General features: G+C 55.3%; 12 protein-coding genes. 9 read left to right on the top strand and 3 right to left on the bottom strand.

Annotation, left to right across the window (positions count from 1 at the left end; translation table 11 throughout):
• Positions 1-111: 111 nt before the first annotated feature.
• Both JIN85_RS11620 and JIN85_RS11615 read right to left on the bottom strand, forming a co-directional pair.
• Positions 112-1,437 carry a DUF1501 domain-containing protein gene (locus tag JIN85_RS11620; protein WP_200270844.1) on the bottom strand — a complete coding sequence of 442 codons (1,326 nt, stop codon included), beginning with the start codon at positions 1,435-1,437 and terminating at the stop codon, positions 112-114.
• Between the two features lie 9 nt (positions 1,438-1,446).
• Positions 1,447-2,913 (bottom strand): DUF1800 domain-containing protein, encoded by a 1,467-nt coding sequence (locus JIN85_RS11615; protein WP_200270842.1) that lies wholly within the window; start codon positions 2,911-2,913, stop codon positions 1,447-1,449.
• Positions 2,914-3,055: 142 nt separating this feature from the next.
• Here JIN85_RS11615 and JIN85_RS11610 point away from each other — a divergent pair, with 142 nt between their 5' ends.
• From JIN85_RS11610 to JIN85_RS11575, 8 genes are all read left to right on the top strand, one after another.
• Complete coding sequence (locus JIN85_RS11610) at positions 3,056-5,542, top strand: U32 family peptidase (protein WP_200270841.1); 2,487 nt, start codon at positions 3,056-3,058, stop codon at positions 5,540-5,542.
• A gap of 140 nt (positions 5,543-5,682) precedes the next feature.
• Positions 5,683-6,849, top strand: a complete 1,167-nt coding sequence (locus JIN85_RS11605; RefSeq protein WP_200270839.1) for an ABC transporter permease — start codon at positions 5,683-5,685, stop codon at positions 6,847-6,849.
• A 3-nt stretch (positions 6,850-6,852) separates the two neighbouring features.
• Positions 6,853-7,605: an ABC transporter ATP-binding protein gene (locus tag JIN85_RS11600; protein ID WP_200270837.1), complete on the top strand. Its 753-nt coding sequence runs from the start codon at positions 6,853-6,855 to the stop codon at positions 7,603-7,605.
• A gap of 9 nt (positions 7,606-7,614) precedes the next feature.
• Positions 7,615-8,571 (top strand): efflux RND transporter periplasmic adaptor subunit, encoded by a 957-nt coding sequence (locus tag JIN85_RS11595; RefSeq protein ID WP_200270835.1) that lies wholly within the window; start codon positions 7,615-7,617, stop codon positions 8,569-8,571.
• Positions 8,572-8,661: 90 nt separating this feature from the next.
• On the top strand, positions 8,662-9,435 hold the full coding sequence (gene lpxA / locus JIN85_RS11590) for an acyl-ACP--UDP-N-acetylglucosamine O-acyltransferase (RefSeq protein WP_200270833.1): 774 nt from the start codon (positions 8,662-8,664) through the stop codon (positions 9,433-9,435).
• Positions 9,436-9,477: 42 nt separating this feature from the next.
• Positions 9,478-10,458, top strand: a complete 981-nt coding sequence (locus JIN85_RS11585; RefSeq protein ID WP_200270831.1) for an MDR family NADPH-dependent oxidoreductase — start codon at positions 9,478-9,480, stop codon at positions 10,456-10,458.
• Between the two features lie 58 nt (positions 10,459-10,516).
• The gene (locus JIN85_RS11580; protein ID WP_200270829.1) at positions 10,517-11,749 is read left to right on the top strand and encodes an LL-diaminopimelate aminotransferase; all 1,233 of its coding nucleotides are present in this window, start codon (positions 10,517-10,519) and stop codon (positions 11,747-11,749) included.
• Positions 11,750-11,753: 4 nt separating this feature from the next.
• Complete coding sequence (locus JIN85_RS11575) at positions 11,754-13,160, top strand: S1 family peptidase (RefSeq protein ID WP_200270827.1); 1,407 nt, start codon at positions 11,754-11,756, stop codon at positions 13,158-13,160.
• A 20-nt stretch (positions 13,161-13,180) separates the two neighbouring features.
• On the opposite strand, the gene JIN85_RS11570 is transcribed toward JIN85_RS11575, so the two are convergent.
• Positions 13,181-13,540, bottom strand: coding sequence for a hypothetical protein (locus JIN85_RS11570; RefSeq protein WP_200270825.1), 360 nt, complete (start codon positions 13,538-13,540; stop codon positions 13,181-13,183).
• A 71-nt stretch (positions 13,541-13,611) separates the two neighbouring features.
• Between JIN85_RS11570 and JIN85_RS11565 the strand changes: the two genes are divergently transcribed.
• Entirely contained in the window at positions 13,612-14,199 is a 588-nt protein-coding gene (locus tag JIN85_RS11565; RefSeq protein ID WP_200270823.1) for a GNAT family N-acetyltransferase, read from the top strand.
• The last annotated feature ends 237 nt before the right edge of the window (positions 14,200-14,436 follow it).

The following is a 14,436-nucleotide window of genomic DNA, read 5'->3' as shown; positions in this document are numbered from 1 at the left end:
ATCCGTGGGAAAGGTTTACCTGTTTTCAATCGACAGGGCACCTGACTCACAGATCCATCATCCACCCGGATCAAATCACTCGGCACCAGCTCCGCTATGGGCGGGCTGAACCTAAACTCGCCGGACCAAGCCCATCTTGGGGTAGGTCGCTCCTAAGATCTGCGATGCGGAGGGGGCTTTGAGCCAATCTTCGAGAACCGTTGCATAAACGCTGCGGAAATCGACTGAATGGCGAAGATCCCCTTCCGACAAATCTGTCAGGCTAGGATAAACGCCATGCAAACCGCTTTGAATCGATGGCCCGGCTACGAACATGCACGAAGCTTTGCCGTGGTCTGTTCCAGCGCTGGCGTTTTCCGAAACGCGCCTTCCAAATTCTGAAAAGGTCATCAGCGTGACACGATCCGCATTTCCTTGCTCCTTCAGATCGCTGAAGAACGATTTGAGAGCGCTATCAAGCTGGCCTAACAAACGGTCGTGTGAATTCACCTGCTGGTTATGGGTATCAAAGCCACCGTGGCTGACATAATAAACCCGGGTCGGCATGCCACCGGCAACCATTCGCGCCACCAGATTGAGATTACGCGCAATCGGCGTTCCATCATAACGAACCTTGGTTTTGTGCTTGGCCGCAAGCTCGAGAATTTGCTTCGAGCTAACTCGCGCATCCAACGCCACGCGTTCCAGGAACGAAATGTTCGACTCGCCGGCAATTCCACCGGTTTTACCACCTGCCGCCATGCCGATTGATGCACCACCACTAGGTTCATCATCCGCGTCGGTCGTCTTTTCCGGCTGGTTCAAACTGGCGAAAAACTCCTCGGCCTGCGCCTTGTCCGATCCACCGTGCAACCATTGATACAACTCCGGGGTGTGCAGACAAATTCCCGGATTTCTCAAAGCACCGAAACTTTCCGGCTGGGTTTTGTTGAAGCTGATGCCAACCGTTGGATCCGCGCCTTGGCATGCGTGATCGAAATACCGACCGAGCCACCCGGTGTTTGCGCGATGCGACGGGTCAGCCGTTTCCCAAATGGAAGTCGATACAAAGTGGGATCGATTCGGGTTCGGGTAACCAACTCCCTGAATCACCCCAAGGCCACCTTCTTTGAACAAAGAGCCCAAATAGGGCATCGAGGCATTGAGGCCGACATGATCGTCCAGCTTGATGATCTCCTTCGCCTTCTTTCCGATCTTCGGTCTGGCGCGATAGTAGGCATCATCCGCGTAGGGAACCAGGGTATTCAATCCATCGTTCCCGCCAGCCAGCTGAAGTACGACAAGTATCGTATCATCTTTTCCGGTGACAGGCTGGATGGCCAGATCCTTGGATTCTTCATGCAGTTGAGCGAACGTCCGATCGATAAACATCGGGATCGTCCAGGCTGCGGAAGCCCCGAGGACCGTGGAACGCAAAAAGTCGCGGCGAGTTTTCATGATCGTGAATCAGGTGAGTTGATAATACGGCGTGCTCAGCATCAAATGGCAGAGCTCGCCAATTTCGGTATCGGTAAATTTCCCTTCCGCCTTGGAGGTTGCATACTCGATGAAAGAGATACGGGCCTTGTCAGGGACAGTTCCCTGGAAAAAACGGAACACCAACGAATCAACCAGTGCTTGCGGATCCTTCCGGGTGTTCATCGGAGCGATTTCCTTGAAATCAGGTCCCGGCCAATCGCGGGTCATCCTCTTGTTCTGCTGGGTGCTTTTTGTTAGAACTCCCGCAAGGTTGTAGCGGGCGAGCAAGGTATTGGTGTTGATCCAGGCTTTCCCCCAATCCCAGCCTGCAACGTTCGGCGGGGTGAACAAAATCTGCCCGAGTTCGCGTTGACCATCCAGCGGAACACCAGCCGGCGGGCGATGGATTTCCAATTGCTTCATCAACTGAACCAGAAATTGCACCGGGCATTTGATCTGGGTCCGCATGGACGCTTCACCATAAAATTCCTCCGAAAGAAACATCTGACGAAGTAGCGGCTTGATCTCATAATCGGAGTCACGGAACTGGTGCGCCAACCAATCGGTTAGATCCGTGGAGGGATTGTCATAGGCAAAATATTCCCAAAGTTTATTCACCATGAACCGGGCGGTCTGACCTTGTTGAAAAATCAGATCCACCACTTGGCTGGCGTCGTATTTACCACTTTTCCCGAACAGTGTCTTCCTGCCCGCATCCCACTGTCGACGCAATTGAACGACTTCACCAGTCTCCCGGTTCAAGCGGCGTCCGGTGAAGGCCCGCGCGGCATCATGCACATCGTCCTCCGTGTAATGACCGACGCCGAGCGTGAACAATTCCATCAATTCACGGGCGTAATTTTCGTTAGGCTGGTCCTTCTTCGAATTCTGCGCATCCAAATAAAGCATCATCGCCGGATCATCCGTGACCGCATGTGTCAGCGCCTTGAAATTTCCCAACGCATGCTCGCGGAACAACTGGTTTTGCCGCATGAGCAAAGCGGGTTCTTTGACCTTCTGATCCGAGGATGGAAAATGGTCATGCCAGAACAACGTCATTTTTTCACGCAACGGAGCTTTCGTGAGCAGCATTCGCCGAAACCACCAAGCCCGCGCCTCGATGCCTTGCTCACGGCTTTCTTTTTGAAATTCACGCCGGGTATCGCGCAATTTCATGTCCACTTTTTCCGCAGACTGATCACCCGAATTCATCCGCACCGCACTGATGGCAGCGGCCTGTTCTTTCATGCGCTCGGCCACGGCATCTGGAGCGCACCACGGTGGCAGCGGAAACGCTTCGATATTTTCCTCAGGATCTAACAACCACTCCACCGCTGCGGATCGCCCCAGCTGATGGATGCGCTTGATTTGCTCCGGGTCACCGCCAAAACCCGCGCGATTCAACAAATGCGCGGCCTCAAAAATCGTCCAAGAGTCGTTAGCTTTCGGGAACATGGCAATATTGGATGATACACACTCAAACCCCACCACGCAGGTAAAGTTTCCCTTCGTTACGCATTTGCCTGGGTTGACCTTGCGATCTATCGGCTTGCAAATCGCGACTGTTGTTTCATTGGAGCGCGTGCTTCACTCCGATATGCCACGCGCCACTGAGCCAAATTCCACTCCTGAACTACTTTCCCCTGCGGGAAATTGGGACTGTGCGCGCGCCGCGGTTGCCGCTGGTGCGGATGCCATTTTCTTCGGATTACCAAGGTTTAACGCCAGGTTGCGCGCGGACAATTTCACCGATGATGACCTGCCGGAGTTGATGGATTTTTTGCATCGGCACGGTGTGAAGGGATTCGTCACGATGAACACGCTCATCTTCACCGGCGAATTGGAATCGGCTGAAAAACAACTCCGCAAAATCGCTGAAGCCGGAGTCGACGCGCTGATTATCCAGGATCTCGGATTGGCCAAACTGGCACGCACGGTGGCCCCGAATGTCGAGCTTCATGCATCGACTCAAATGACCATCACCTCGCCTGAAGGGCTCGCCTTCGTCGAATCCCTTTTTCCGATGGAGCGCGCGGTATTGGCCAGAGAACTTTCCTTGAAGGAAATCGAACGCTTCCATGCGGCAAGCATCGAGTCCCTGAATTTGAAAACTCCGCTGGAGGTTTTTGTCCACGGCGCGCTCTGCGTGGCCTACTCCGGGCAATGTCTAACAAGCGAATCACTGGGCCAACGCAGTGCGAACCGCGGCGAATGCGCTCAAGCCTGCCGCATGCCCTATGAACTGGTGGTCGATGGCGAAACGCGCGACATGGGAGAGCATCGCTATCTGCTGAGCCCGCAAGATCTCGCAGCGGCTGATTTGATTCCCGGTTTGGTGAAAGCTGGAGTGAAATCCTTCAAAATCGAAGGTCGTCTGAAGTCACCGGAATATGTCGCCGCAGTCACACGTGTTTATCGGAAAGCCATTGATGCAGCTCTTTCCGACCAACCGAATCCGATCACCCCATCGGACCGCTACGAGCTTGAGATGACCTTCTCGCGTGGCCTCACCACCGGCTGGCTTGCGGGAACCAATCACCCCTACCTAACTCACGGCCGGTTCGGCAAAAAGCGCGGCCCCGTGCTCGGCGAAATCGAAGCCTGCGGCCATGGCTGGATCACCCTCAAGAACACCACAGGCGTCCCGATTGCAGCGGGTGATGGCGTTGTGTTTGATGCTGGGGAAAATCGTGATCTCGAGCAAGGTGCCCGCATTTGGAAAATCGAGGGCGACCGTCTCATTTTCCATCGCACCTACAGCGGCATCAATTTCTCACGCATCCAGCCCGGTCACACTCTCTACAAAACATCCGATCCAAAACTTGAATCGGAAATCCGCCGATTCTGGCAAAACGCAAAACCAGCCCAGCGCAAGACCCCGCTGCATCTAACGGTATCCGGCTCACCAGGCGAGCCGATCACGCTCCGCCACGGAAGTCATTCGGTTCGTTCGGAAACGTTGTTAGGCATCGCCGAGAAGCGTCCATTGGACACGGAGGTTCTAACCGCACAATTATCGCGGCTTGGCGACACTCCCTACGAACTCGCATCGCTCGACAATCAACTGCATGGCGATTGCCACTTTCCGCTGTCGGCACTGAATCAACTTCGCCGGGATCTGGTGGAAAAACTCGACTCCACCGTCACTGAGGCTCCCCCATCTCCGCAGATCGCCACCACTTTCCGGGATCTCCTTCCCAGCATCATTCATGATGAGACGCCTGCACCGCCGAGCTTGTCCGTCCTCTGCCGCAGCATGGTTCAGGTAAATGCCGCCATCGATTCCGGAGTGACATCCGTTTACTGTGATTTTGAGGATCCACGGCGATACAAAGAGGCGGTGAGCCTTTTCCGCGAGCAATCCACCACTCCGGAGGCAAAAATCCATCTCGCCACCCCGCGCATTCTCAAACCGGGTGAAACCGGCTACCTCAAACTCATCGAGCGAGCCGAGCCGGATGGCCTGCTGCTGCGCAATCTCGCTTCGCTCCATTACTACAAAGATCGTAGTGACCTGATCAAAATCGGAGATTTCTCCCTCAACGTTGCCAACCCGATCACGGCGAAGTTATTGATGGAAAATGCCTCACTGGATCACCTCACCGTTTCCTATGATTTGAACATCGGCCAAGTGCTCGACTTGCTGGATGGCGTTCCCAATCATTGGTTCGAGCTGACATTGCATCAACACATGCCCATGTTTCATATGGAGCACTGCGTGTTCTGCACCTTCCTCAGCAGCGGGACGACGTATAAGGATTGCGGAAGGCCGTGTGAAAATCATGTCGTGCACTTGCGGGATCGGGTCGGCCAGCTGCACCGTCTCCAAGCGGATGTCGGTTGCCGCAACACCCTGTTCAACGGCCGCGCTCAAACCGGTGCCCGCTTCTACGATGAACTTCGTAGCACCGGCCTATCGCGCTTCCGGGTAGAGCTTTTGGATGAAGATGATCTCGGTTCCCTCCGCACCATTCAAGCCTACCAAAATCTGCTTTCCGGCCGCTCCGATGCGGAAACCCTGCTCGATAATGTGAGGGCTTTTGAGAAACTCGGAGTTACGGAAGGAACCTTGGTGGAGAGCTGATTTTCCCTTGTGAAATCATCGTTTGTTTTAGTCGTTTAATTTTAAATTTTAAAAATTAGGACTCGCCATTTTGCCCGATTGAACGGAGGTTGCCGCGGTCATTCCACCCGAGGAATCGTCGCATTCAACTTTCTCAACGCATGATCGGGCTCGCTCTCAAAATGCTGTTCGGAGATACGGCCAAGTATCTGATGCTGGTCGCCGGACTTTTCTTCGCCACGTTTTTGATGGTCCAGCAGTCGTCGGTGTTCTGCGGACTGATCCGCTGGACCACTTCGACATTGAAGAACGTTTCCGCGCCGATCTATGTGGTCGAAGAAAGGGTGGAGCAAATCAATGAAACCAACCCGATGCGTGATACAGACGTCGCCCGCGTGCGCTCGGTGTCTGCAGTCCGCTGGGCAATGCCACTTTACAGCGGCCTTCAACGAGCACGACTGGAGGATGGAAGTTACAAGTCGATTCAATTAGTCGGGATTGATGCCGCATCACTGGCTGGTGCGCCGCAACGAATGGTCGAGGGCAGGCTCGAAGATCTGCGGTTGCCAAATACTGTGATCATTGATGAATTGGCAACGTCACGCCTTTCGTCCGATTCCAAGGACCCGAGCAAGCGGGTCAAAATCGGCGATCGATTTGAAATCAACGATATTGAGGCCCGTGTGGTCGGCATCTGCAAGGCTGCCAAATCCTTCACCGGTGGCCCATACATCTGGACCACTTACGAGCGCGCGCTCCAATACAGCCCGGCGCAGCGCAAGATGTTATCCGCAGTCATCGCCGCTCCAATCGATGGCATGACGGCGGACCAAGCGGCACTTGAGATCGAAAAAAACACAGGCCTGCGCGCCTACGTCAATCGGGGGTTCAACAAAAACCAAAAGGATTTCAACACCTCCACCGTGTGGTGGTATGTGAGAAACACAGGCATCCCGATCTCATTCGGAACTACGGTGATCATCGGATTCATTGTCGGCATCGCCATTTGCTGCCAAACCTTTTATTCTTTCGTGTTGGATAACCTGAAGCACCTCGGTGCCTTGAAAGCGATGGGCACGTCCAATGCCAGACTGAGCGTCATGCTGATTCTCCAGGCCCTCACTGTCGGCACGATCGGCTTTGGCATGGGCCTGCTAGCCACCTCGGGATTCGCCGCCATCGCATTCCAACAACGCATGCCCTTTTACATGCCGTGGCAGATCCCTGTGGTCGCATTTTTCGTGATCCAAGGCATCTGCATGCTCGCCGCGATGATGGGGATCATCCGCCTGAGCCTTTACGAACCCGCCATGGTTTTCCGCGCCTAACCGATGACGCCTCCCTCCTCATCTCCATCACAAGTTGTCGTTGACGCGCGCAGCGTTGAAAAAAGTTTCGGCGACGGCCCCAATCGCATCCGTGTTTTGAAGCAGGTCGATTTTACCGCCCGCACCGGCGAAATCACCATGCTTGTCGGTCCATCCGGATGTGGCAAAACGACTCTTCTCAGCGCCCTGGCCGGCACCTTGAGCATCGATAATGGCACCATCCGCGTATTTGACCATTCGCTGGAAAAAATGTCCGGCGGTGCGCTCACCCGTTTCCGCTCAAACACCATCGGGTTCATCTTCCAGCAATTCAATCTCATCCCGACTTTGTCGGTTGCGGAAAATGTCGGAGTTCCCTTGCGCATCCAAGGCGTCTCAAGTGGTAAAGCGCTCAAACGCTCCAGAGAGGCCCTTGAAAAAGTCGGCCTTGGAGATCGCTGGAAAGAACGACCCAACAAATTATCCGGCGGCCAGCAACAACGCGTCGCCATTGCCCGCGCCTTGGTCCACGAACCACCTCTCATCATTTGCGATGAACCGACCGCTTCTCTCGATGCCAAGAGTGGTGAAATCGTTCTGGATTTGTTTCGCAAAGCAGCCTGCTCACCAGACCGTGCCGTGATCATCGTCACCCACGATAGTCGGATTTTTTCCTACGCAGACCGGATCTCCCGGATGGACGACGGTCAAATCGTGGAAACCACCGAGCAGGACCACCAGCAAACCCCTCACTTCGAACACGAAACCCCTCACTGAAGGTAACCGATGAATCTTTCCTCTAAACTTGTTCGCTTCGGCACCATTCTGGTTGCCCTGATCGGTCTGGCATCTGTTTTCATGGTTTCCCGCACCCAGGCGGAGCGCGAAATGCCAAAGGCGGAAAACCCTCCGGTCAATCCGCCGCCCAAACCCTTCACCGATGCGGTGGCAGCGACGGGAATTCTCGAGGCGCTGAGCGAAAACGTCACCATCGGCGTCCCCTCGCCCGGTCTGGTGACGGAGGTTTTCGTAAAGGTGAATGATTCCGTAAAAAAAGGAGATCGCCTGTTTTCGCTCGACGACCGTGAGCTCCAGGCAGAGCGGCTTTCCTCCGTTGCGCAACAAAAGATCGACCAAGCACAGGTTGGCGTCAGCGAAGCGCAATTGGCCAAGGCCGCCGCCCAGTATCAACGCATCAGCTCCGTCGGCGATAGTCAGGCCTTCAGCCGGGATGATGTCGAAAACCGGCGCCAGGATGTCGACGTCTACAAAGCGCAATTGGAAGCAGCCAAGGCAAGTCTCGCCGCCACTGAAACCTCGCTCAAGCGGATCGATCTGCTGATCAGCCGCCTCACCGTCCGCGCCCCGCGTGACGGCACCATCATCCAGATGAATATCCGTGCCGGAGAATACGCCGCCACTTCACCTCAGGAAGCGCCGATGATCTTGGGGGATACCGACAAGCTGCAAGTGCGTGCTGACGTGGATGAGCAAAACGCGATCCGCATCCGCCCAGGGCAGCAGGCTTACGGTTATTTGAAGGGCGATCCGAGTGTCACCTTTCCGCTTCATTTCATCCGCGTTGAACCCTATGTCATTCCGAAGGTTTCGCTGACTGGAGCGAGCACCGAGCGCGTGGACACGCGGGTGTTGCAAGTGATTTACTCACTGGATCGGCCGGAAAATCCGCCGCTCTACGTCGGCCAACAGGTCGATATCTTCATCGAGGCTCCGGAATCCTGATCGGGCAACTCACGCAGGCCAGTCCCGGCACACGCTGCGAGCCTGAAATTTTCACTCGTCATTTTATCGCCAGTCCGGCGTGATTGCGGCGTGATCCATCCAACCGCCATAGTTTCCCCTCTAGCCAAGATCGGCACCAACGTCCGCATCGGACCGTTTTCGATCGTCGGGGCCGGAGTCGAGCTCGGTGACGATTGCGTTCTCCATTCCCATGTGGTGTTGGAGGGCCCTAGCAAGATCGGCCGTGGCAACGAGTTTTTCCCGTTTGCAGCGATCGGTGGGAAAACCCAGGACCTGAAATACATCGGGGAGCCAACCTATCTGGAAATTGGCGATCACAACGTGTTCCGCGAGAATACCACGGTCCACCGCGGCACCATGGAAGACATCCCGACCCGTATCGGCTCGAACAATCTCTTCCTTTGCTATTCCCACGTAGCTCACGATTGCCAACTGGGTGACCACATCATTCTTTCCAACAGTGTCGGCCTGGCCGGCCACGTTGAGGTGGAAAATCACGCCATTGTCTCCGGTCTGGCAGCCGTGCACCAATTCGTCAGAATCGGTGCACATTCCATTGTTGGAGGCGCGGCAAAAATCGTTCAGGACGTCGCCCCATTCATGATTGTTGATGGCAATCCAGGCACGACTCGCGGCTTGAACTTGGTCGGCCTGCAACGCCGTGGTTTCCCGGAGGATGACGTTCGTGCCCTCAAGGTGGCTTACAAAAAACTGTTTCTCCACAAGGATGGCAACCTGGCGACATCGATCAGCTCGCTGAAAGCACTCAGTGCAGCCTCAACCCCGCAAGTCGCTCACCTGATTCACTTCATCGAAAATTCGAAGCGCGGCGTCAGCCGCTAGATTTTTCATTTGGAAGACGCTCAATCCGTTGCATGTTTGCCCATGGCAACAGGCAAGCGCATCATCCTGAAACAACTCGGAGACCCAGCGGAGGTTCTCGAATTGGAATCCTTTGAAATTCCGAAGCCCGCAGCTGGCGAGGTTTTGGTGCGAATGCTTGCCGCTCCCATCAACCCGGCGGACCTGAACACGATTGAAGGAACGTATGGGATCAAACTCGATCTCCCCGCAACTCCGGGTATCGAGGGCAGCGGCGTGGTTGAAATCAGCGAGTCTCCCGATTTCAAACCGGGTGATGAAGTGCTTTTCCTGCGTCGTGCCGGGACCTGGGCAACTCACACGGTCATGCCGGCTTCAAGCTTATTCAAGCTACCGAAGGATATCGATCCGATCCAGGCAGCCATGCTCAAGGTCAATCCAGCAACCGCTTGGAGACTTTTGAATGGCTTCGGCCAGCTGAAACCGGGCGATTGGATCGTCCAGAACGCAGCTAACTCCGGTGTGGGGCGATGTGTCATCCAACTCGCGGCCAGCTTGGGCGTGCGCACCATTTCGTTTCTGCGGAGACCTGAGTTGATCAAGGAGTTGCAGGGGCTCGGCGCGGATCATGTGTTTCTCGATGATAAAGATGGCCATGCTGCTGCCAAAGAAGTGCTCGGCGGAGCAAATGCAGCACTCGCGTTCAACGCCGTCGGCGGCGATAGCGCGCTCGGACTGATGAAACTGATTCGCGAGGGAGGATCGCACATCACCTACGGCGCGATGGGGCGCAAACCGCTGACCGTCCCAAATGGGCTGCTTATTTTCAAAGACATCCACATTCGCGGTCTGTGGATCACCCGGTGGCTGGATCAGGCGGATGATGCGGAGGCGCACCGTCTTTACTTCGATCTTTCAGGGCGGCTGATGGCAGGGACGGTCCGCCAAGCGGTCGATGCAACCTTCCCCTTGGAGCGCCACGCGGATGCCATTGCCCGCCTGAACGCTCCTGACCGCCAGGGAAAGGTGCTTTTCATTCCTTGAATCCACCCCCGATCCGCCCTTGCGCGGCCCGGGATCGTTGGCTAAACACTCCGCTCCCATGGCCACGATCAACGCGAACTTCCTGAAACTAAAAGCCGGCTACCTATTCCCTGAAATTGGCCGCCGGGTCAAAGCCTACACCGAAGCCAACCCGGACAAGGCTGCACGCATCATCCGCTGCGGCATCGGCGATGTTACCGAGGCTCTGCCTCCAGCCATCGTCAAAGCAATGCACGAGGGTGTCGATGAGCTGGCGCATCGCGAAACCTTCCATGGCTATGGCCCTGAGCAAGGCTACGAGTTCCTCCGCCAAGCCATCGTCGACAATCAATTTGCCGACCTTGGCATCTCCGCCGACGAAGTTTTCATCTCGGATGGATCCAAGTGCGATACCGGCAACATCCTGGACATCTTTGGCAAAGGCAACACCATCGCCATCACCGACCCGGTTTATCCGGTGTATGTCGATACCAACGTCATGGCCGGCAACACGGGCGATGCTGATGCGAAAGGCGCTTACGAAGGTCTGCTCTACCTCCCCTGCAATGCGGAAAACGGTTTCGTAGCCGATGTTCCCACCGAAAAGGCGGATTTGATCTACCTTTGCTTCCCCAACAACCCGACGGGTTCCGTCGCCACCCGCGCGCAACTTGAAGCATGGGTCGCCTACGCGAAAGCAAATGATGCCATCATCCTGTTCGACGCGGCCTATGAGGCATTCATCCAGGATCCGGAGATTCCACACTCCATTTTCGAAATCGAGGGAGCCAAGGATTGCTGCATCGAGTTCCGTTCATTCTCGAAAAACGGCGGATTCACCGGCGTGCGCTGCGCCTACGTCGTCATTCCTAAAACCGTGACCGGCAAAACTGAAACCGGTGAGCGCATCCCGCTTCACCAGCTCTGGTCCCGCCGCCACAGCACCAAGTTCAACGGTGCCAGCTACCCGGTTCAAAAAGCTGCTGCCGCAGTCTTTTCCGAGGAAGGAAAGGCCCAGGTCAATGAGCTGATCGAACATTACATGGGCAACGCGAAGCTTTTGATCGAAGCCGCAACTGCTGCCGGACTGCAAGTTTTCGGCGGTAAAAACGCACCCTACGTCTGGGTTGGATGCCCGAAGGGCCTCAGCTCATGGGACATGTTCGATAAAATGCTGCAGGAAGCCCAAGTCGTCATCACCCCTGGCTCCGGCTTCGGCTCCGCAGGCGAAGGTTACTTCCGCATTTCTGCGTTTAATTCCCGGGCAAACGTCGAGGAGGTTTGCAATCGACTTAAAGCTTTGATTGCTTAAGTTCGTGAAACAATTCCCGATTCGACTATTCCTCTGCCTCGCTCTGATCAGTAGCACAGGCTGCCAAGACAAGTCGGATCGGGATAAAATCGAGTCTCTGGAGCGCGAAGTCCGTTCGCTCAAACTCCAGCTGGGCAAAAGCGCCGAACAACGTGCCGAAGAGCTGGCGAAAGCCCGACTCCGCCGCGACGATCTGGAATCACAAAGTTCCTGGAAAATCGCGGATCTGGAGCGGGCACTCAAAAAAGCAAACGCCCAACTCGAAGCACTCCATGGCCACAGTGTTGAGGTTGAGCCAGACGCCGCCGAAACCTCACAAGCGTCGATTGGCAGCGACAACAGACCCGCGCCAGAAGCATCACCAGCATTTGGCAGCCGCTCTACCCCGCTCAATAATCCAGCTCCTACCCCAAAAACCGGTGAAGCGGATGCTTCCGCAGTCGATGCCGTAGTGGTCATCAAGGGCGACCAATCCCAGGGCACGGGGTGCATCATTCGCGATGGCCAGAAATACTACCTCTACACCGCAGCCCATGTTTTAGCCGGAAACACCCACTTGTCGGTGGTGAACACCAAGGGCCGCAAGTTTACCAAATTCGGTGATTTGCAAGCAGCGGAGGGCATTGATCTGGTTCGTCTACAGGTCTTCGAAGACGATCCGGGTCCGTTCCTGGAAATCGTCGGGCCGGAAAACCAGATCTCCGTCGGCACTCCAATTTCAGTCCTCGGAAATGGCGGCGGCGCAGGAGTCGTAGCGGCAGAATATGGGAAAATTCTGGGCCTTAACAACGATACCGTCGAGGTCAGCGCCAAAATGATCCAAGGCGATAGCGGCGGCCCGGTGGTCGTGAACAAAACCCGCCGCGTGGTTGGATTGGCAAGCTATCTAACCGCCAAACGCGATGATATTTGGTCGCAGGGAACTCGCTTTGGCAAAGTCCGCCGCTTTGCCTGCCGGTTGGATCGGACCTGGAAATGGACCGAAATCCCTCTCTCCACCTTCCTCGCCCAGGCGCAAGAGGTCGCGGAATATGACCGGATGACACGGGTTGCTTTTGCCATCGGCACCTTGAACCCAACCTCTGCCGGCCTGCGGTTCGACACTCAACTGTCGGAGAATCAAACCGCACTTTCCATTCTAACCGACGCCCAGGAAATGCCCATTGTCACCAAAATCCTGGAAATGAATACCGATCTTGCGTCGCGGCGAATCCGCTCCAGCGATGCCGACTTGCGCAAGAATTTCCGCAGCATGCTTTCCAGCGCCATCTCGGACGTCAATCGCCAGGGAGCAAATTTCGATCCATCACGGATGAGTTGGTTCCTCAGAAATGCCGGGCAGGATTCTCTCCAATGGAGAGAAAAGGCCATTCAAATTCTCAGGAGTCACTACGAGGGACTTGCGAACTGAGATCTCCATTCCGTCACGACTCAATCAAAGGTTCGGATAAACGTGTGATTCACCTGATGGCCGGCACCATCGATGTAAACATTGCGAACTTCCGTTGGGACGGGTCGCCCATCGATGGTCAAGTGCTTGCCGTTGAACCCAATCGAGGTGCCGCTTTCCAACACCACCCGATCCCCGGCATTCAACTCGCCCACAAGATAACCCGAAGCCCCTTTTGACGGTGAGGAACTCTTCCATTCGCGGATCGGTTGATACGTCCAGACCGACTTCGAAAGTTCAGGCACCGAGAGCCGGGTATACTTTTCCACCCGATGACGGGCTTGCGGAGCACGGTTGCAGGCAAGAAATGGCAGGGCTGCAATGAGCGGCAGAAATCGCATCGGTTTTGGGGATTGATGGAATGATCGATTCAAAACAACGTCCACGAACCGTGTTTTGAAAGCTTAATCTCATGATTCGTGGCGCTTGCCTCTCCTTCCAACCATCCGATGCGATGAATATCCGCCGTCTAACAACCGATGATCGGCCGCTCTATCGTGCCCTTCGGCTCGAATCGCTTCAGGAATCGCCCGAAGCTTTTGCCTCCACTTACGCGGATGCACTGCTGCGGACTGATGAAAGTTGGGAATCTCAGACCCACTCAAGCGCAACAGGCCCGGACAGGGCGACATTCATACTCGTCGACTCCACTCAAGGCGCGCTAGGACTTGCGGCTTTATATCGGAGTGAGATCCATCCGGAAACCGGCGATCTACTGCAAATGTGGGTATCTCCGGCTCTGCGCGGCAATCACTGGGCATCGACGTTGCTAGAAGAAATTTTCCGATGGGCGGGAGCCAATGAATTTTCGGTAGTCCAAGCGGAAGTGACTCCCGGCAATCTGCGGGCCATTCGCTTCTACGAAAAATATGGATTTGTTTCCTCGGAGCGGCCTGATGGCACGACCATTCTAACAAAACACGTCGATCCCCCCTTCAGCCGGGGATCAGCATCTTTGATATGCTTTGCCGAATCGAAACCACCAGGTGCGCATCGATGATGTGATCGCGACCATTGATTTATCATCAAACTATCATCAAACTCAGAGTAGATATCACTCAAGTTTCCAACAGACAGGATGATGGAAGTGGAACTGGATGGTGATGGCGCCAGGGGAACGGGGCCAGCCATCCTGTGACGCCCCAACAAACGAATCGGAAACCCCTCAACAGAAGGAGTTGTATGTGTCGCCGCTCTGACAGATTGAATTCTGTCAGAGCGGTTATTTATCGTGCTC

Source organism: Luteolibacter pohnpeiensis, assembly GCF_016595435.1.
GTDB classification, from domain to species: Bacteria; Verrucomicrobiota; Verrucomicrobiia; order Verrucomicrobiales; family Akkermansiaceae; genus Luteolibacter; species Luteolibacter pohnpeiensis.
This window is presented reverse-complemented; position numbering and strand designations above follow the sequence as displayed.